We start from the raw sequence: 19,578 nt of genomic DNA, 5'->3' as shown, positions 1-19,578 counted from the left end.
GAAAAGAGGTCATTTTTTGACCTCTTTTCGTCTGTGATTTTGAATTTTGAGGGCGAATGATGGGAATTGAACCCACGAATGGTGGTACCACAAACCACTGCCTTAACCACTTGGCTACACTCGCCATTTAACCGTTATTGATAATACTACTGACTTGTACATTTACACAAGCCCTTTTTTGAAATTTCTAGAAATTTAGCAAGAATCGGCACTTTGTCTAGACTTAAGTCTCAAAAACGCCCTTTAATTCCCCCTTGCAAAGGGGAAAAACTAGAAATCTTGTTCCCTCCCCTTTGCAAGGGCTACGGTGTACACACAAGTCATAAAACCCAGTCAAGTCAACAATTAATCGCCCCCTAGCCCCCAATTCTGGGGGAACAAGAAAATAGAATTCTTTCAAAGTCCCCCAGAATTGGGGGATTTAGGGGGCTTAGATCCATCGAAACGAAGACAGTTAGACTTGTGTGTACACGGTAGTTTGCAAGGGAGGGGCTAGGGTGGGGTAAATTTTAAATGGGAAATCACCTTAATGAGCCTAGACATCAATGGATGTAGACCACATTCTCAGCAATCGTTATCGCATAAGTCAAACCATTGGCACTAAACAAGTTGGCGCGATCGCCTTGTCAGTTTATCTAGCAGAAAATTTAGAGATACCGATCGCACCTAAACCTTTTTGTGTAGTTTATTTCTGGCAAGTGTCAGGAGAAAGCACCCTAGATCATGAAGCGATCGCCACAAAGCTCTATGAAATTGGACAAAGCTACACACTAGCCCCTAAAGTCCAAGCTTTTTTTACGGAAGAGGATGATTGCTATTTGGTGCGTGAATATCTGGAAGGTTATGAATATCTGGAAGAATTTAGCCGAATAGTTAATGATTTTGCCGATCCTGAAGTAAATGATTCAGAAATTAAAAAAAACTCAGAAGTTTCTACGGTTAAAGCTTTAGCAATCGGGCAAGTCTGGGCGAAATCTCTTGTCAAAATACCGATTACGATTAATCGTCGTCAGCTAATGATTAGTGCTGGTTCGGCGATCACAGGTTTCAGCTTAGCAATGCTGCTCGAAAAGCTCAAACCACAACCAGCCCCAATCATTATTGCTGAACCGCGACCAGTGCATGAGCCGCCCAAAGATCCGATCAAGAGAGGAGACAAAGCCTTTCGTGATGATTTGGGTAATGGTATCTATATGGAAATGGTGCGAATTCCTTCAGGTCGATTTGCGCTGGGTTCGCCACCCAATGAAATTGGTAGACGCGAAAATGAATCCCCCATATCTGAGGTACAGGTTCCTGCTTTTTACATGGCAAAATTCGCAGTTACCCAAGAGCAATGGGTAGCGATGATGGGGATTAACCCCGCCATATTTCGCGAAAATCTCCAAGCGCCTGTGGAAAATATCTCTTGGCTCGAGGCTCAGGATTTCTGCCGTAAATTAGCAGAGCGATCGCAACATCTTTACCGCTTACCTAGTGAATCGGAATGGGAATATGCCTGTCGGGCTGGCACAAATATGGCATACCATTTTGGTGATAGTCCTGCCCAGCTCGCAGATTATGCATGGTTTGCCAACAATGCCAACAAGCGATCGCATCCTGTCGGGCAGAAAGTTCCAAATTCTTGGGGTCTATACGAGATGCATGGCGGTGTTTGGGAATGGTGCGAGGATGTGTGGCACGATAATTTTAATGGTGCACCTGCCGATGGATCGGCATGGGTACGCGACGGCTATAGTAGTCGGCGCGTGCGTAAAGGCGGCTCATGGAGTAACGAAGCGCGGTTATGTCGCGCTGCAAGTCGTGAATGGCATTGGCAAAGCGATCGCTACAACGATATCGGCTTTCGCGTGGTTATTTCCGCATAATTACGGTGCGTTACCATTAACAGTAATGTAGCGTATGTTAGCAGAGCATAACGCACAAACATTTGTTAGAGCAAAGGTTGTAAAGGGTTCATCTGATTGTTATTAAAAGGGTGCGTTACATTTGATGAATGCACCCTACTCGATTGGCGATCGCACTTTCAAAAGTGAAAAATGATATGATTTACTGAAATTATTGCTACTTCTTCCTATGAAAGGCATTGAATATATCATAGATGATCAAGGAGAGAAGACTGCCGTTGTCATTAATTTGGATCAATGGGGTAAGGAATGGGAAGCTTTTTACAATCTTCTATTGAAGTAATCATTTCCTTCTGAAAGTTGGTTACATGAAGATTCTTTCTCGAAAAAATTGGATAAAGCTCTACAGTGGAATCATGAACATCCCTCTCAGGTATCGAATCTAGACTTATTAGAATCTCAACTATTGAAAAATGAATAGAATTTTACTTGATTCATGATTCAGCCTATTGAACAATTAGCGATCGCACTACAAAATTGGCGATCGCACTAAATTTCATAACACTCTGCAAGATTGGCGTTCGCACTTTCAAATTAGTTTATAATCAGGTTATTGAGTACATTTTTACTTTGCAGAGGTATTTTATATGAGGCAATGGGAAAGTCTAGATGCCATCGAAAGGGAACCTCATAAAGTGAGTGGTGCTTGGGTATTTCGGAAGACACGAGTTCCAGTTTCGGCATTATTTGAAAATTTGCGCGATGGTGCTACGGTGGATGATTTTTTGGAATGGTTTCCGCCTGTACAGCGATCGCAGGTCGAGGCTGTATTAAACTATGAGCTTGATATGTTAGCTATTGCGGCTTAAATTATGAGGATTCTTTTCGATCAGGGAACGCCTGTACCTTTGCGACAATATTTGATAGAACATGTTGTGACAACAGCCTATGAAGAGGGGTGGTCTAATCTGTCGAATGGGGATCTGCTTAAATCTGCTGAGGATAAGGGATATCAAATATTGGTGACAACGGATCGAAATTTGCGCTATCAACAGAATTTAAGCGATCGCCAGATTGCAATTGTTGTTTTGCTTTCTACCTCATGGCCAAAAATTCGGATACAGACTGATAAAGTTTGTGGTGTCATCAATGTCATTAAACTTGGTGATTATGTTGAAATTTCTATCTAATTTGCATTGAGATAATTACAAGTTTTTTTAAATTGCATTAACGTATCTACCAAAAGCGGCGATCGCACTACAAAATTGGCGATCGCACTCATCCTAAATCTTTTAGCTACTCAGAATGGGATAGACATTATTTGATTAACCCATTCTTCAGCAGTAGAGGCTTCCCAAATGAGGATGATTGCATCAATTGCTTCACTAACTGACAATTTCTGGGAGAGAATCAAAACTCCCGAACTGTTTTTTGTAAGTATAAATTTTCCAAATTCAGCAGGCATCGTTTTCCGATCATGGGTTACAAGTACTCTCCCATCTTGTGCTGCTATTGCTAACACTTCTGGGTCTTTCTTGCCTTCCAGCCTTGCTGTATAAGCTGATTGAAAACTTAGATTTGGCTGTCTGCGTAACGCACCAGTAACAATTGCTTGATTAAGGTCAGCATCTGCTTGAAAGTGAACTGCCGTCATGATTTGATTAGCTTCTGGGTTTGAGCAGTTGTTAACTTCTGATATAGAAGTGGATTCTTTTGTCTACAGGAGTTTTGAAGTTTCTCAAATTCTTCTTCACCTTCCTTGAGATATGCGTCAATTAATTCGCGGCTTCCAAGATAAAAGGCGATCGCTCCATAAACCTGTTCTAGTGAGAGTAATGGAAAGTCTTGGGCAATGCTTTCAGGTGATTTACCATTCAAAAAGGCATAAACAACGGAATCAAGAGAAATACGGGTTCCTTCAATCCAGTATCCTCGATCGCGTTGTTCGATATATTGTTTTGCTAAGGTTGGTGCTGCGGTCATAAAGCTGCTGACTATGTTGAGCGTTTTGATAGAGACCCGATTTCTAACTTTTTATCTCTTTTTTTAGCAGAAGATAAACTTCTGTAGCCATCTCATATCGAGATTGAAGTAAATTGATAATGTTATCTATCAATGCGACTGTTAATGCTTGCTTAATTTTAGTGATATCGTTTGTTTTTAAGACATTTTGTCTTGTCTTGTCAAAAATGAACTCAGGAAACCAAGCAGCAATTTTGTATTCACCAGAGAAGTGAATAATATCTGCCATTTCTGATTTGTCTTCTTTATTCACTATCAGCGGTCTATCATCAATCAATAGATAATTTTTATTGCGATTGTCCTTAAATATCTTCCTGATTTTTGATAAGTCTTCTTTGCTCATTTCATTTACAAATTCAAGACCTTTTAATAAACTTGTTCTTGGTGCATTATCAATTAACCTTGCTCCGCCGTTGTTGAAAAAATGCTGTTCTGGGATTATAAAGTATCTAATGGTATTTGTTGAATACTGTCTCAGCAATTTCTCTAAATAATTTTTCTCACTCTTTGATGGCAAGGAATTTATGACAGAATACCCTAAATCATCACTACTTAAGACAACCGTCCGAGATTTTTCTTCAGTGTCTGTTAGATGTTTTGACATTAATTTTACTTTACCGCGCACTCCCTTTGTTAAGAAGTGATCTTTTCTAATATCGTTTGCAAGTTCTAATATAAATTCACTCGAAAAGTCAGATAGAGTTTTGTCTCGATAACTGTTGAATGATTCAAGATAGTCTTTGTGTAGTTGTTCAAAAGAATCCTGTAACGGTTGTATAAATTCTTCGAAGAATGATTTTTTTTTATCCTTTTTATATTTATAGATTTGCAACAACCTATCCAAAACTTTATCAATTAGTTCAATCATAATGTCTCCTAATTGGCTGTGCGAAAATGAATTAATTGCAGGAAAGCACCTAATATTATGTATTAGACGGAAAAGTTTAGTCTTCTAATACGACTATAAGGCATATAGGCTGAATGTCAAGATTCTGTCTAATCACCCTATACGGCGTGTTATACGGAAAGATTCTAGCTATTCACACTATCTGGGTGATTAGTATCCCTCTCGGTAGGGTGTGTTAGCGTAGCGTAACGCACAAACATTTGTTATGGCAAAGGTTGTAAAAGGTTCATCTAATTGATATTAAAAGGGTGCGTTACATTTCATGAACGCACCCTATGCGATCGGCTAATTTTTGGGAATACCTAGTTTCTGATAAAAAAGTTCATCATATTTTGCTTTATCCCAATTTAGAGCTGATTTAATTTGCTCAGGATTTAGACCCCGAGAGCCGCTAAACTCAGCCCCCTCAATGTTTGCCCCTGCTAAATTTGCTCCTTCTAAATTTGCTCCATCAAAACTTACTTTAAAAAGATCTGTTCTACTCAAATCTGCATCTCTTAGATCAGAGCCACTAAAATTAGCACCACTTAATTTAGCTCCTTCAAATTGAGATTCACTTAGATCAGATCCTGAGAAGAAAGCTTCTACAAGCGTTGCTGACTTGAAAATAGCTTTTGTTAAGTCAGTTCTACTAAAGTTAGCCTTATATAAATTACATGCATAAAAATCAGCTCTAGAAAGCTTGGACTTTGTTAAATCAGCTTCCCTAAGATTTGCTTCTTTAAAGATAGCTTCTCGAAAATCACACTTGGATAAATCAGAGAGATATAAATCAGCTTTAATTAACTTTGCACCTCTTAAATCTGAGCCGCTTAAGTTAGATTCACTAAGAACAGCTCTAATTAAATCCGCATTCCTCAAGTTGATACAACATAGATATGCTTTATTTGCAACTAAGCCAGCAAGACTAATTCCGTCCTGATTCAAATCTTGAATTGCTTGAATTCTTCCTGAACTGCCAGTTTGTCCTTGAGCAGAATTGATAACTTGCCATGCTTCATAGTGAGATCGCTTTCTTTGTTGAGGAATTTCTAGTATGAATACTATCAAACCTGCCAAAATACTCAGGGACTCAACTTTGTCAAAAAGTTTAGAGTCAAGTTTCTCAAGTATCTGCTGTTCAGTCTTGCTGTTGCGAAAAAGATCTATAACAACAACAGTCGAAGAAAGTAGAAAAAATACAATGAACCATCGAAAAAGCAGTTGGCTAACAATCTTAGCTTGGAAAAGGATCTTATTCATTGAAGGTAGTCTTTAGTATGTTCTGATCAAGCTAAGGCTCTGTGCTGCGGTCTCGATTCCATTCCATAGTAATTTCAAAATTTGCTGCATTAATCCCCTTTGTTACAACAGCCTCTACACGTCCAGAATCAATCCTTAACTGGATACCAAATTTAATAGTTGCTTTATCTGGTTGAACTCTCTGCAAGGGCACAAGCATTGCCTTTACAATATTCTCTAACTCTTTCGTTACTCCTGAAAAAGATTTAGGACCAAACGATACATCTTCTCGACCTGTTTGATTGACCTCAACATTAATGAGTTCACCATTAGGAAGTTCAATTGAAGTAACTTCTGTTCGTGGCTCTTGGAATATTCCCATAAGTAATGATGCTTAACCAATTTGCTATCTACATTAATTCTAAAGCAATTAAGTTACTGTGTGATCGCTACCATCCAAAACAAAAAGATACAAAAAGATATTTTTATTTACATATATAATAAATTTTTAAAGATGCCACCAGCAAAATCATCACACCCAACTTAAATACTTACCATGTCTCTAAGTACTCAAAATGAAAGCGCACCCCATCATGTTGTTATTATTGGCGGTGGCTTTGGGGGACTCTATGCCGCCCAAAAGCTAGGCAAATCAAAGGTTCCCGTTAAAGTTACCCTCATCGACAAACGTAACTTTCACCTCTTTCAGCCCCTACTTTACCAAGTCGCCACAGGCAGCCTCTCCCCCGCCGATATAGCCTCACCATTGCGGGCTGTCCTCGCCGAAAATAAAAATACCAGCGTCGTCATGGGCGAAGTGCTAGATATTGATCCCCAAGCGCAAGTAGTTAAATTAAAAAATCACTTAGACATAAGCTATGACTCGCTAATCGTTGCCACGGGAGTCAGTCACCATTACTTTGGTAACGACCAATGGTCAGAGCAAGCCCCTGGGTTAAAAACCATTGAAGATGCGATTAATATGCGTCGCCGCATCCTGAGCGCTTTTGAGGCAGCCGAAAAGACCCATGATCCTAAGTTTAAAGAAGCATTAATGAACTTCGTGGTCATCGGTGGAGGTCCAACTGGCGTGGAACTCGCAGGAACCTTAGCCGAACTAGCCCATCGCACCCTCAGTGATGAATTCACGAATATTGATACCAAGAAAGCGCGAATCATCTTGATTGAAGGAACCGATCGCGTATTGCCTCCATACCATGCCGATCTCTCTGCGGCGGCGAAACAATCCCTGCTGAAGTTAGGCGTGGAAGTCAAAACTAATGCGATGGTGACGAATATTGAAAATAATGTCGTTACCTTTAAATTGGGTGAGCAAGTTGAGCAAATCCAAGCCCAAACAATTCTCTGGGCGGCGGGTGTCAAGGCTTCACCGATGGGTAAAGTATTGGGCGATCGCCTGAATGCGGAACTAGATCGCGTTGGTCGTGTGGTTGTCCAGCCTGATATGTCGATCGCGAATTTTTCTAATGTCTATGTGATTGGCGACTTAGCAAACTATCCCCACCAAGGCGATCGCCCACTTCCGGGGGTTGCGCCTGTGGCGATGCAGCAGGGTGAATATGTCGCGCATCATATCGAAGCGAAGGTACAAGAAAAGGAACCCTCAAAATTCAAGTATTGGGATTTTGGAAGTCTCGCCGTAATTGGTCGTCATGAAGCGGTTGTGGACTTCAAGTTTATCCGTCTCAAAGGTTGGTTAGCGTGGTTTATTTGGACATTTGTGCATGTTTATTATCTGATTGAATTTGATAATAAGCTTCTTGTGATGGTTCAATGGGGATGGAACTATTTCACCCATCGTCGTGGCGCGAGAATTATTACTGGTAGATACTTGCAAGTTTTAGAGGAAATGGAAGGAATTCGATCAGGTGGGCTTTCATTAGAAACAAGGGAACCAGCCGAGGTTGCCTAACAAATATGCCCTCATCCCCCAACCCCTTCTCCCGCAGGAGAAGGGGAGAAAATTTCTCTTGTTCCCCTCTCCTGCGGGAGAGGGGCTAGGGGTGATGGCTTTACCAAACTCCAGCTACCTACATACAAAAAAAGGAGTCGCTAAGCGACTCCTTTTTTTAGACTTCACCCATTGCTACCATTTGGATCGCACGGGGCATAGCGGGGTCGAAACCTCCCATATCCCAAGAATTAGGATCTTTAGGATCGACTAGCGAGAGCTTGTAGGGAGCCAAGGTCACATAGATTGCCTTTGCATTAGCATTCACCTTGCGGCGATATTCAGCCAAGGCTTCGCTAGGATGACGACGACCTGCCCAAGATTCAGAATCAGTCCAGAAGCAGAACACATCCGCATAGAACTTATTCTTAATCGCCCAGTCGTAAGCCACCGATGCATCCGTACCACCGAAGTTTTGGCTCGATGCCTTTTGCATTGCCGATGTGAAGGAATCATTTTTCGTGATTCCCAAATCGCGGAAGTCGGTGGCAAATCCACGAATTGCATAGTTGGTTTCCGCCTTCACCGTCGCCAAAGCCATCGTTGCCGCGATTTCGCAGCAGGTCAAGCCGATGGAACTTACGGTGTAGGAAGTCATTGAACCTGACACATCGATCGCATGGAGGAAAGTCGCACCAGTGGGCGCGATCGCATCGAAGGACATTTCCAGAGCAGTTTCCAGAATATCGACAATGCGCGGAATTGGTTGCCAAGTCTTTTGGCTGCGTCCGAGCGCACCACCCGACTGATAGGTCTTGAGAGCTTTCAAAACATCAATGGGGTGAATGCGTCCCTTCTTGAGGCGATCGCGATTGTTCAACACATTGGCGACATGCTTCAAGTTATCCTTGTTCTTCGCTGTCAAGACACCAAGTTCGGTCAAGGAACCAAGGTTCCGCAATAGCGCACCGATGGGCATTTCGTTAAAGAGCAACTGCCATGCACGCACATCCATCTGTCCGATGGGAGCCGCCATTTCATGGGTGAGTTTACCATTAGCGATCGCTTCATGGGTCTTGTCAGGGTGGCGCTTTAGCCATTCATACCACCAGATTTGCGCTAGCGCATTCGATGGAATCTGCGAAGGAAGTTCATCCCAACCCTTGACCACCCATTGATAGAGCGCTTGTTGATCGTCAGTTTCAGGCTTAACGTGAAACAAACGCAACGCATCACGGTGCGAGAAGCCTTGCCGTTGTTGGTACTTCAGCAACTGATAGGCGAGCGCCTTGGTGTCGGGATTGGAGAGCCATGCCTTACCGCTTTCACGAATGACTTTACCGAAGCCACGCATGGATTTGGTGTAGTTCATCCATTCATAGAAGTGGCTACCTGTGCGGACAACTTGCGGAAAGATTTCCATGAAGTTCCGTTTCGCCGCTTGGCTGTCGCCCATCGATAGCAAGACTAATGCCAGAATCGGAGCGCTGTTATTCACCGCCCGACCATCGCTAGCATAGAGAATTTCGCTCTTCACGCGATCGGGATTTTCGGCAATACATTTCTGCACCGTATCAATGAAATCGGCGGACAGTTCGTGCTTGCCAGCGTAGTAGGTGCTTTGAGCCGTACCAATCAGCAAGCAACGACGCAACATGCGCCAGATACCCGCATCAAAGGCAAAGCCACCAGATCGCCCTTGAATCATTTCAGCTTCACGACCTGCGATCGCTTGAGTTTGAGGAGTACCTTTGGGTTTCTGGAATAAAAATTTATAAGACATGACATTCTCCGTCCCGTAAGGGAAAAGTTAAAGAGAACTTCCTTCGCCTCGACCAAAGAGAAGGATATTTTTAGAAAATTTTGATTGCACTTGCAGTGCAATCAAAATTTTCTAAAACCTAAAAGCCATTAGCTTTTAGAAGGGGGTGGAATGGGACTTGAACCCACATCTCGCGACATAAAGGGGGGGATCGTTAAAAGCGATAACCTTAAAGTCTGCGTCCCTTGCGGGCTAAAGTGCGTTCTACCAGTTGAACTATCCACCCCAAGATTGGAACTTTGATTTTTTGCTTTGTTAAGGAGAGATGGCAACCAGCAGGCAAAACCTCTAGTTTAGGAAGGGATTTTGGGAATTGAACCCAGTCACCTCATGGAGGTGATGCATCCTAAGCGATAACCCTCACCAATTCGTCCCTTTAATTACTACATGGCGCTTTGCACCATGTAGTAATCTAGGGCAAAGAGAAGTTTCGATTGCGATCGCATAACTATCTCTCCAAAACATTACTCAAAATCAAACTCCCAATTGACGGAGAGGGACTCGAACCCCCGACACTTGGCGTTTCAGGCGATAACCCTAAATCTGCGACCTTTGCAGGTAAGTGACGAAAAAGGATGTTTTCAATGCTCTACCACTGAGCTACCCGTCAATATTTAGCGAATTTAAATTTTGCCATAGGCAAAATTTAAATTGAGAGTTTTGGTTTGGTGATAGATGCCACTTGCGAACAAGCAGCACCTATCTGGTAGCAATAACCCTGAATGCTTCAGCCCAGATAGGCAAGTCATTGCATAAAGGAATTCAGCAGTTTGCGAGGCTGTATCTCCTTTCCCAATTGCTACACAACTACTTGAGTAGTACTTGTAGTATCAATCAGGTTAGGCGTTCTACGCGCTTGAACTACGCTGCACTACATTTATACTACACGTACTACAAGAATGCAATAGCGATCGCAAATTTATTTAGTTTTTTATACCAATTCACAAAATTTTTGTCACACTTTTGTGAATTGAAAACCAAACCCAATAAGGGTTTTAAAACACAAAATGGCTAAGCCATTTTGTGTTTCGGTATGTGTTTCGTTCACAAACCAAAGAAATTTTTGAAAGCGTTGCAAAGCAACGCTTTCAAAAATTTCTTTGTGGTTCGTTTACTCTGTAATTGCTACAAAAGTCTGTGGTAGCACTGTAGTATAGACAAGGACTATATGCGATCGCCTAAGCGAATGAATCGTAAATTTTGGATTATTGCTCTCATTTCTTTTATTAACTCTCTGAGTTTTACGATTCTGATCCCTGTTTTGTATCTCTATGGCAGACAGTTTAAATTAGATGATTTTCAGACCAGTTTGCTATTTGCGATTTATGCGATCGCCCAATTTTTTGCTACACCAATTATCGGTAAACTATCAGACCGATTTGGTCGTAAGCCTCTATTAATACTAAGTTTAGCAGGGACGGTGATTGCCAATCTGATGGCAGGGACAGCAGGAAGTGCCGCAGTCCTATTCTTGGCGAGATTTCTTGACGGAATCACAGGTGGAAATGCTTCAGTAGCCCAAGCTGTTATTTCCGATGTTACTAATCCTGAAGACCGCGCTAAAGCCTTTGGAATTAATGGAGCAGCCTTTGGATTAGGATTTATTCTTGGACCCGCAATCAGTTTACTTGCTCAAAAAGCTGCCCTAAATACACCTTTGGGCAAGTCCTTTGGTGCTTCTTTTTTAGTTGCGGGAACGATTGCTGCGATCGCCTTATTCCTCACAATTTTCCTTCTACCAGAAACTCTCAAAACTAAAGCTCAGAAGGCTCAAAACATCTTTGACATTGGTTTGGAGAAACTGATTACAGGATTGTTTATGCCGAAAATCGGTATTTTATTGATTATCAATTTCCTCACAGGAATGACATTCACTCTATTTACGTTTGCTTTCCAACCCTATTTTTTGCAGGTTCTCAAACAGAATAGCGATGCACTTACCCTAATGTTTGTTTTATTTGGAGTATTAGGTGTAGTGATGCAGACTCTAGGTATTGCTCAAATGACCAAACATCTGCAACTAGTCCAAATTCTCTTTTTAGGATTATTTATACGTAGTCTGTCTTTCGTTTTAATGCCTATTTGGGAGAATGCATATTATTTTGTTGCTGTTTGCGTTCTCTTTTCGCTACTGAACTCAGTTGTACAGCCAATGATTAGTGCGCTAATTTCTCTAAATACTAGTCCTGAGCAACAGGGTACAATTTTAGGGCTAAACTCCTCCTATCTCAGTGTATCCAACGCTTTTGGCCCCGTAATCGCAGGATTAGTTGTTAATCAAAATAATCCTAGTTCCTATGGTTATCCACTTTATTTAGCGGGAATATGTACATTTCTAGTGCTAATTTTTGCATTTATAAAACGTAAAAGCTATGCAGTGAAAGTAACCCAGTAATACCAAAGCACAAAATGGCTACGCCATTTTGTGCTTTGGTATTACTGGGTTTGATTTTTAAATCCTCTTTTATGCTAGTGACAACTCACCAACTGCTTCGAGACGGCTATATTTACCAACGGAAAGAAATGATTCTTCGAGACTTTGAGCAACTGACGGATTAATCCATCCTAATTGTTTTAACAAATGGATAGAAACCGCATTTTTTGCTCTTTTAGAGCCATCCATCACCTTAATGGCTAACCCCAATCCTTCGCCAATCCTTCCAATACATTGCACTCCTTCTGCACCAGACTTACTGATAACTTCACCATTACTGAGGCGCATTAGCTCTGTATCAAATTGTCCATTTCCAGACACCATGTCAGGATGTCTAGTCATCGCACGGGTAATACGTTCTAGATGCAATTGATCATGAGCTGATAGTAAAGCGTAGAGTCGCGCTAGTTGACCAATCTCTAATAAATAGGTCGGAACACCACAATCATCATGGGCGCAAATAAATTCGGCAGCAGGCATATGTAAGAGATCTGCCATTGTATTAAGCGCGAGTTGCTGTACAGGATGATGGCGATCCATATACGAAGAAATCTGCCACCCTTGTTGTTTGCAAATAGCAATCATGCCTGCGTGCTTGCCAGAACAATTATGCTGGAGCGGGCTTTTTTGACATTCGGGGACTGGGCATTGTAAAGCGCTTGGCTCTACATCACATCGCCACAGAATACTAAAAACTTGTCGAGCTTGGGCGATCGTCCCTTGGTGCGAGCCGCAAATAATGGCAAGGTCGGTTTCTGAAAGGTTAAACCGCTCCTGTGCACCAGTAATCGAGACGGGTAGAGCTTGAATTGGCTTAAGGCTAGAACGGGCAAAGGTAGTTGTCTGGGGATCACCTGCTGCTGAGAGGATTCGACCTCTAGTATCAACGACAGCTGCTTGGCAAGAGTGGATTGACTCGACAATGCCCTCACGTAGCAATTGGACGGTAATTTTGTTAGCGGAGAAACGATTACGCTTGCCAAGATTCATATATTAATGCTTTAGGATAGCCACCAACATCTTACGGTAATTCAAAACCGAAAAACTAGAAGCAGTGAAAAGCACTGCTTCTAGTTTTTCGGTTTTATCGCAATTTGCGTGCGCCGTGTAACCCGAAAGAGGAGAAGCAGTGCTCAGCACTACCTATCCTCTTTCGGGTTTTAGTAACAATTGCTGATTTAGAGTTTTTTTAGGAAAAGTTTCTGAAAAAATGTTAGTTTTTGGTAGAGCGATTTTTTCAATCAGAAATACATGTCGATGGAGCCAGTCCGATCTCTGATCAAAAATAGTAGCAATGTGGTCACACCCTTGCTAGAACTGCGTGATATTCATAAAAGTTTTGGATCTAATGCTGTACTAAATGGTGTCGATCTCACTGTGCATACAGGTGAAGCGATCGCTATCATTGGACCCTCTGGTACTGGCAAATCGACAATCTTACGCATTATTTGCGGACTACTTGCCCCTGACCAAGGTGAGTTATACATCAATGGCAACCTTGTTTCTTCGGAAGATGATATCCAAGAAGGAGGTTACGGCTTAAGTATTGGGATGGTATTCCAAAATGCCGCCCTCTTTGACTCACTCACGGTTGCCGAAAATGTGGGATTCTCGTTATTTGAGCATTCCCGCCTGTCACGCCGCGAGATTTATCGACTGGTCGAACATAAGCTTGCCATGGTGGGTTTAGATAACATTAGCGATCGCTATCCTAGCCAACTGTCAGGCGGGATGCGGAAACGGGTGAGTTTTGCCCGTGCGATTATGGATGACCCCACCGCCAAAACGCAAACCAAAAAAGTGCTGCTCTATGATGAACCCACCGCAGGACTTGACCCTGTGGCTTCGACCATTATCGAAGACTTGATGCGATCGCTCCGAGAACAACAGGTCTGTGATAGCTATATTGTCGTTACTCACCAAGACAGCACGATCCGCCGTACAGCCGATCGCTTGATCGTTCTTTATCGCGGATCGGTGCGCTATGCAGGAAACGTGAGTACAATTGATACTGCCGACAATCCGTATGTCAGACAATTTTTTAGTGGCAGTACTGAAGGTCCAATTCAACTTTTGACTAGGGAGGTATAAGGCTCGTGCAGCGAAAAACATTACGCGACGGTGCGCTTGGCTTATTTATCATTGGTGGAGTAGTGGCGCTTGGGGGCGCATTGCTATGGCTGCGCGGGTTACAACTGAGTAGTTCTAAGTTTACGTTTACGATCAAAATAGCTGATGCAAGTGGACTAAATACTGGCTCAGTGGTTCGGTTTCGTGGTGTAGAAGTGGGACGAGTAACTGCCATGACCGCCCAAACCGAAGGCGTTGATGTGCAAGTAAGTATTGAAAATCCTAAGCTGATTATTCCAAAACAATCGATTGCCGAAACTAATCAAAGCGGTTTTTTAGGCAATACCAACATTGATATTTTCCCGCCGCAAGATAAATTAGCCATTGATCCGCAAATGAATCCGATCGCTAAGGATTGCAATGCTGATTTGATTATTTGTCAGGGTGGGCAGATTGACGGTGTGCGTGGTGTGAGCTTCATTGCCTTACTCAAGGATTCGAGTGCTGCATTACGCAAAATCAACGATCAAAATTTAATCGATAACCTCAACGAAACCTTAGTTGCTGCCAAATCAACGGCTAAAAGTATCCAAAAGCTTACGGATTCAGCCAATCGAGTGGTTGGAACTTTTGAAAGTCAGCTTGCGAAATTTGGTGATACTGCTGATGCAATTAGTGGTGCAGCGACGAAAGTTGGCAATGTGGCAAATAGCGCCCAAGACTTGATTGAGGTCAATCGCGAAAAACTAGCCCAAACCCTTGATGGGATCGCGGCTACTTCCAGAGAAGCGCGATCGCTGCTAGCTAGCGCTAAACCTTTGTTAAATGATGGCAAGTTGATTGCTAACTTGCAGCAACTCGCGGAAAATGCTGCCGAAACCTCGGCAAACCTTCGCAAAGTATCTGGTGAACTCAATGATCCAGCTACCATCTCCGCATTACGCGAAACTCTGGACTCGGCTAGGGCAACTTTTGCCAATGCGAAGAAAATTACCGCCGATCTCGATGAACTGACAGGAGATCCAAAGCTGCGTAACAATATTCGCAATTTAATTAATGGTTTAGGTGGTTTGTTATCCAATGCGCCAGATTTGGACTCAATTGCACCAACTGCAACTAATTCACGCCCTAGCGAGCCGACAGCAGGCGATCGCCCTAAATTACCAGAAACTGTAGAAGTCGCTCGCAATAAGGTTATTAAATCAACCACTGAGGATGATCGCTCTAGACGGGAAAAAGCTCTGGATTCCCAAAAAATCAAAATCAATAGCCCCAAACCCAGTAGCACAATTGTCAAATCAGAAGTAGTCCCTGCGACAGAGGCTACAGGCAAGAATTAGTAGTGTGTGGTGAAGCTACGTATTACTAATTCCTGTGGTAGCAAGAAAGTAAAATAAAGAACAGTTTTTGTAGCGCAACTTCGTTGCGCTACAAAAACTGTGTTTTGGGATAATTCTGATAAATCAGGTGTGCAATGAATTTACTACCTAGTCAAGTCTGGCTACTGATCGGTATTGCCCTTTGCATTATTGAGTTGCTAGTGCCATTGCCAACCTTTTTGATTGCTGGAGCAATGGGCTTAGCTGCATTGCTAGTAGGTTTGATCGCGCTGATTTTGCCGATTCCTGCCTTACAAATCTTGGCTTGGATGGTGATCTCGGCGATGTTAGCAGTGGCTTCACGACGATTTATTCCCAAGGATTCACATCAACTAAAAGAATCGAGTGAAGGGGTTACGCTTACGGAAATCCCCGCAGGAGAGTCGGGAAGAGTCCACTATGAGGGTAGTTCATGGAAAGCAAAATGTGATAACCCTCAAATTGCGATCGCGGCTCAACAAAAAGTCATTATTCTGAGGCGGCAAGGCACAACATTAATCGTTGTTCCCGAAAATTGGCTGAGTCATTAACAGCAAAAAACGTAAATTAACGTAAAGTGTCGTTTTTTGTTGATTTAGAAATCACCATAAATATTAAGAAAAAAATAATTTTCAAATTAGATCTTCAAAAGTTTTCCACAGACTTTTCCACAGATATTGGGACTTTTTCCACAGATAACTGTTAGTTTTCCACAGGTGCTTTTGGAGGTAAAGATACTGCCGCCTTACTGGTTAAGGATTCGTTAATAGAATGAGCATTTCATTTGGGAAAACTTTTAAGCCCCTTTGATTATTAAGATACGTAAATCAAATCGCTCTAAAATACTGATTCTATCAAGTTGGTTTCATTTATTTATCATCAATACTTAACACTTCGTTACGTTGACAAGAACAGCTAGTTGCACGCACAATTAAAGCCCGACCTCTGAAAAATGGTTGCGTCATTTCTATCAAACTTGTTTAATAGTTGAGGTTTCAGCATGAGTACGACCGTCAGTATATTGGCAGAGATTCCTGAAGAATTGCACGAAACCCTCAAAAGTTACCTAGAGTCACATCCTGACTGGGATCAGGATCGTGTATTTGCCGCCGCCTTGTCTTTGTTTTTGTTGCAAAACGGTGGTAGCGATCGCCACGGCACATCCCACAACGCATCCCATAGCTATCGCAGTACAGCCAAAGTGTATTTGAACGCTTTATTTCAGCACTCAGTATAAACAAGCCGCCTATGGCGGCTGCACAAATCTAAATAAAGCTTGTACTGAGCTATAGGATCTTTGTTGTACTAGACTGAAAATTGCTCATTGCCTTTAAGTCCTTTTAGCTATGTCCCTAACACCCTCCTCTGCAACCAATCAACCCTTAGATGTTCTTGTCGTTGGCGCAGGGATATCAGGCTTAACGATCGCCCATGAACTAGCGATCGCCAAAAAATATCGCGTCTTGGTTGCGGAAGCACAGGATCGGTTAGGTGGTGCGATCACCAGCGCTAAAAATGACGAAGGTTATCAATGGGAAGAGGGACCAAATAGTTTTCAGCCTGCGCCTGAGTTATTGCGTTTAGCAGTTCAGGTGGGACTAAAGGACGAATTGGTATTAGCTGATGGCAAATTGCCCCGTTTTGTCTTTCTCAATGGCAAGTTAAACGCCTTACCCATGAGTCCACCGACAGCGATCGCCTCCAAAATTTTGACTTGGGGCGGCAAAATTCGTCTGGCTTTAGGGGCGATCGGCTTTGCGCGTCCCGCAATGGCTGGCGAAGAATCCGTTGATCAATTCTTTTCACGCCTACTAGGTAAACAAGCGGTTGAAAGATTAGTTGCACCGTTTATTTCAGGTGTATACGCAGGTGATCCGAAACGACTTAGTGCCAAGGCAGCCTTTTCTAAGATTTTTCGCTTAGAAGATAGCTATAACGGTTTGCTTGCAGGCGCAATCCTTTCGGCAAAAGAACGTAAAGCCCAAAAGCTGAATGATCCCAATCTTCCCAAAGTTAAAGCTGGTGAACTGGGTTCATTTCGGCAAGGGATTAAGATGTTGCCTGAGGCGATCGCTACGAAGTTACGAGAGCAGGGTACAGCCGTCAAGCAGCAATGGACTTTGATCTCGCTAGAAAAGCAAGGCGAAATCTATATTTCTAAGTTTGATACGCCCATAGGTGAAGAAACGGTGCGATCGCGATCGGTAGTACTCAGTACCCCCGCCTATGTCACCGCCAAACTGTTGCAAGACTATCTACCAGCAGCTAGCCAAGCCTTAAACGAGATTTTTTATCCGACTGTAGCTTGTGTGGTGATGGCATATCCTAAGAGCGAATTTGCCTATGACATGAAAGGATTTGGCAATTTGATACCGCGCACTCAAGGCGTGAGAACCCTAGGCACAATCTGGTCATCCAGTCTATTTGCTGGACGTGCCCCTGAAGGTTGGCAACTGTTATTAAACTTTATCGGTGGCACGCTCGATCCTGCTTTAGCTAAGCTTTCAGAGCCTGAAATCATTGCCGCCGTTCATCAAGATCTCAAGAAAACCATCCTGCGTCCTGACACAAAAGCCGAACCGAAGGCGATCGCTGTCCATGTTTGGGATAAGGCTATCCCTCAATATGAGATTGGACATTTAGATCGGCTTGCGACGGTAGAAAAAGAATTACAAAAATCTCAAGGCTTGTATGTGAGTGCCAACTTTATTGGTGGTGTCGCTTTAGGCGATTGCATCAAGCGGAGTTTGCAAGAAGCAACCAAAATTGAGGCATTCTTAAAGTAAAGGCTGCACCGTAAAATAAAGAGCAGTTTTTTTGTGGTTCGGCGAAGCTGAACCACAAAAAACTGCTCTTTATTTTAGTTTTTCAGCATGACCATTTTTGAAGTTTCCGTTCCCGCAACCACTGCTAATATTGGTCCTGGGTTTGACTGCCTTGGCGCAGCCCTATCGCTCTATAACCGTTTTGAATTTTCCCTCGCCGATCGCTTAACCATCACTGCATCGGGGGAAGGCGCAGACAAGGTGGAACGAGACGAAACCAACCTTGTATATCAAAGCATAGCTAAGTTTTATCAGCTTATTGATCGCCCCATTCCAGCGATCGCCTTTCATACAGACACAGCCATCCCACTATCGCGAGGTTTGGGCAGTTCTGCAACAGCAATTGTGGGCGGTATTTTTGGCGCAAATCTGTTAGCAGGATCGCCCCTCGATCGCATTGCTTTATTAGATCTTGCGATCGAGATGGAGGGACATCCTGATAATGTGGCTCCTGCAATGTTGGGCGGATGTCAACTGATGGCTTCCAATCAAGCGGGAGGATGGGAATTTTGTGATTTGCAATGGCATGAAGATATTGCGATCGCGTTAGCAATTCCCGCCTTTGAGTTATCGACCGCAGCAGCACGCAAGGTTTTACCAAAACAATTTTCCATGCATGACGCAGTTTTTAACGCTTCGCATTTGGCATTGTTAACGCACGGGATTCAGACAGGAAATGCTAGTTGGATTAAGGCGGGACTACAGGATCAATTACATCAACCCTATCGCCAAAGTTTGATAACAGGTATGGCTGATGTGCAGGGAGCCGCGATCGCGGCGGGAGCCTATGGCACGGTGATCAGTGGCGCGGGACCAACACTACTTTCTTTAGCCCCAATGGGTACAATAGAGTCAGTTGCCCAAGCTATGCAGCAAGCATGGCAATCAATCGGTGTTACAGCTATAACTAAATGTCTCGCGATCGCTAAAGATGGTACAACTTTTAAAACTCGTTAGAATTAGCAATTAGCTGTTAGCAATTAGCAGTTAGCTGTTAGCTGTTAGCTCAGAACCCATTTAAGAATCACACGATACTTTCTCGTTTAAAGCTCTAGGTGTCTAGCCCCCTAAATCCCCCAATTCTGGGGGACTTAAATATGGTTCCCCCCAGAATTGGGGGGGTAGGGGGGCAAAAACTACAATTCTTAAATGGTTTCTCA

18 protein-coding genes and 3 tRNA genes are annotated in these 19,578 nt (G+C 42.9%); 11 read left to right on the top strand and 10 right to left on the bottom strand.

From position 1 onward, the window contains the following. Positions 1-51: 51 nt before the first annotated feature. Positions 52-124 (bottom strand) — tRNA-His (locus tag H6G05_RS00205). Between the two features lie 421 nt (positions 125-545). On the opposite strand from H6G05_RS00205, the gene H6G05_RS00200 reads away from it, so the two are divergent. The 3 genes from H6G05_RS00200 (at position 546) to H6G05_RS00190 (ending at position 3,037) form a co-directional block, all read left to right on the top strand. Further along, on the top strand, positions 546-1,868 hold the full coding sequence (locus H6G05_RS00200) for a formylglycine-generating enzyme family protein (protein WP_190575241.1): 1,323 nt from the start codon (positions 546-548) through the stop codon (positions 1,866-1,868). A 626-nt stretch (positions 1,869-2,494) separates the two neighbouring features. Next, positions 2,495-2,716 carry a DUF433 domain-containing protein gene (locus H6G05_RS00195; protein ID WP_190575240.1) on the top strand — a complete coding sequence of 74 codons (222 nt, stop codon included), beginning with the start codon at positions 2,495-2,497 and terminating at the stop codon, positions 2,714-2,716. Between the two features lie 3 nt (positions 2,717-2,719). Next, positions 2,720-3,037, top strand: coding sequence for a hypothetical protein (locus H6G05_RS00190; protein WP_190575239.1), 318 nt, complete (start codon positions 2,720-2,722; stop codon positions 3,035-3,037). A 110-nt stretch (positions 3,038-3,147) separates the two neighbouring features. On the opposite strand, the gene H6G05_RS00185 is transcribed toward H6G05_RS00190, so the two are convergent. From H6G05_RS00185 to H6G05_RS00165, 5 genes are all read right to left on the bottom strand, one after another. Continuing rightward, positions 3,148-3,501: a DUF5615 family PIN-like protein gene (locus H6G05_RS00185; RefSeq protein WP_190575238.1), complete on the bottom strand. Its 354-nt coding sequence runs from the start codon at positions 3,499-3,501 to the stop codon at positions 3,148-3,150. Further along, positions 3,498-3,830 carry a DUF433 domain-containing protein gene (locus H6G05_RS00180; protein WP_190575237.1) on the bottom strand — a complete coding sequence of 111 codons (333 nt, stop codon included), beginning with the start codon at positions 3,828-3,830 and terminating at the stop codon, positions 3,498-3,500. Before H6G05_RS00180 ends, H6G05_RS00185 begins: the two co-directional genes overlap by 4 nt. Before the next feature lie 43 nt (positions 3,831-3,873). Then, positions 3,874-4,737, bottom strand: a complete 864-nt coding sequence (locus tag H6G05_RS00175) for a hypothetical protein (protein ID WP_190575236.1) — start codon at positions 4,735-4,737, stop codon at positions 3,874-3,876. 324 nt (positions 4,738-5,061) lie between these two features. After that, positions 5,062-6,018, bottom strand: a complete 957-nt coding sequence (locus H6G05_RS00170) for a pentapeptide repeat-containing protein (RefSeq protein WP_190575235.1) — start codon at positions 6,016-6,018, stop codon at positions 5,062-5,064. Positions 6,019-6,049: 31 nt separating this feature from the next. Further along, on the bottom strand, positions 6,050-6,379 hold the full coding sequence (locus H6G05_RS00165; RefSeq protein WP_190575234.1) for a CU044_2847 family protein: 330 nt from the start codon (positions 6,377-6,379) through the stop codon (positions 6,050-6,052). 174 nt (positions 6,380-6,553) lie between these two features. Between H6G05_RS00165 and H6G05_RS00160 the strand changes: the two genes are divergently transcribed. Beyond that, complete coding sequence (locus H6G05_RS00160) at positions 6,554-7,930, top strand: NAD(P)/FAD-dependent oxidoreductase (RefSeq protein ID WP_190575232.1); 1,377 nt, start codon at positions 6,554-6,556, stop codon at positions 7,928-7,930. A 157-nt stretch (positions 7,931-8,087) separates the two neighbouring features. On the opposite strand, the gene H6G05_RS00155 is transcribed toward H6G05_RS00160, so the two are convergent. The 3 genes from H6G05_RS00155 to H6G05_RS00145 all read right to left on the bottom strand — a co-directional run bounded on the left by H6G05_RS00155 (position 8,088) and on the right by H6G05_RS00145 (position 10,341). Next, the gene (locus H6G05_RS00155) at positions 8,088-9,692 is read right to left on the bottom strand and encodes a TROVE domain-containing protein (protein WP_190575230.1); all 1,605 of its coding nucleotides are present in this window, start codon (positions 9,690-9,692) and stop codon (positions 8,088-8,090) included. 142 nt (positions 9,693-9,834) lie between these two features. Then, positions 9,835-9,957, bottom strand: a tRNA-OTHER gene (locus tag H6G05_RS00150). Positions 9,958-10,217: 260 nt separating this feature from the next. Next, a tRNA-OTHER gene (locus H6G05_RS00145) sits at positions 10,218-10,341 on the bottom strand. 576 nt (positions 10,342-10,917) lie between these two features. Here H6G05_RS00145 and H6G05_RS00140 point away from each other — a divergent pair. Beyond that, positions 10,918-12,126 (top strand): MFS transporter, encoded by a 1,209-nt coding sequence (locus H6G05_RS00140; RefSeq protein WP_190575228.1) that lies wholly within the window; start codon positions 10,918-10,920, stop codon positions 12,124-12,126. Positions 12,127-12,195: 69 nt separating this feature from the next. Here the strand turns inward: H6G05_RS00140 and H6G05_RS00135 are convergent, their stop codons facing one another. After that, entirely contained in the window at positions 12,196-13,155 is a 960-nt protein-coding gene (locus H6G05_RS00135) for an asparaginase (RefSeq protein WP_190575227.1), read from the bottom strand. Positions 13,156-13,461: 306 nt separating this feature from the next. Here H6G05_RS00135 and H6G05_RS00130 point away from each other — a divergent pair, with 306 nt between their 5' ends. The 6 genes from H6G05_RS00130 (at position 13,462) to thrB (ending at position 19,375) form a co-directional block, all read left to right on the top strand. Continuing rightward, positions 13,462-14,256, top strand: a complete 795-nt coding sequence (locus tag H6G05_RS00130) for an ABC transporter ATP-binding protein (protein ID WP_094530734.1) — start codon at positions 13,462-13,464, stop codon at positions 14,254-14,256. A 5-nt stretch (positions 14,257-14,261) separates the two neighbouring features. Beyond that, entirely contained in the window at positions 14,262-15,575 is a 1,314-nt protein-coding gene (locus H6G05_RS00125; protein WP_190575226.1) for an MlaD family protein, read from the top strand. 134 nt (positions 15,576-15,709) lie between these two features. Further along, positions 15,710-16,144 (top strand): NfeD family protein, encoded by a 435-nt coding sequence (locus H6G05_RS00120; RefSeq protein ID WP_190575225.1) that lies wholly within the window; start codon positions 15,710-15,712, stop codon positions 16,142-16,144. 449 nt (positions 16,145-16,593) lie between these two features. Continuing rightward, positions 16,594-16,830: a DUF2811 domain-containing protein gene (locus tag H6G05_RS00115; RefSeq protein WP_094530675.1), complete on the top strand. Its 237-nt coding sequence runs from the start codon at positions 16,594-16,596 to the stop codon at positions 16,828-16,830. 109 nt (positions 16,831-16,939) lie between these two features. Then, positions 16,940-18,379, top strand: a complete 1,440-nt coding sequence (gene hemG / locus H6G05_RS00110) for a protoporphyrinogen oxidase (protein ID WP_190575224.1) — start codon at positions 16,940-16,942, stop codon at positions 18,377-18,379. Positions 18,380-18,466: 87 nt separating this feature from the next. Next, positions 18,467-19,375 (top strand): homoserine kinase, encoded by a 909-nt coding sequence (thrB, locus tag H6G05_RS00105; RefSeq protein WP_190575223.1) that lies wholly within the window; start codon positions 18,467-18,469, stop codon positions 19,373-19,375. The last annotated feature ends 203 nt before the right edge of the window (positions 19,376-19,578 follow it).

Source organism: Phormidium tenue FACHB-1050, assembly GCF_014696925.1.
Classification (GTDB): Bacteria; Cyanobacteriota; Cyanobacteriia; order Pseudanabaenales; family Pseudanabaenaceae; genus Pseudanabaena.
This window is presented reverse-complemented; position numbering and strand designations above follow the sequence as displayed.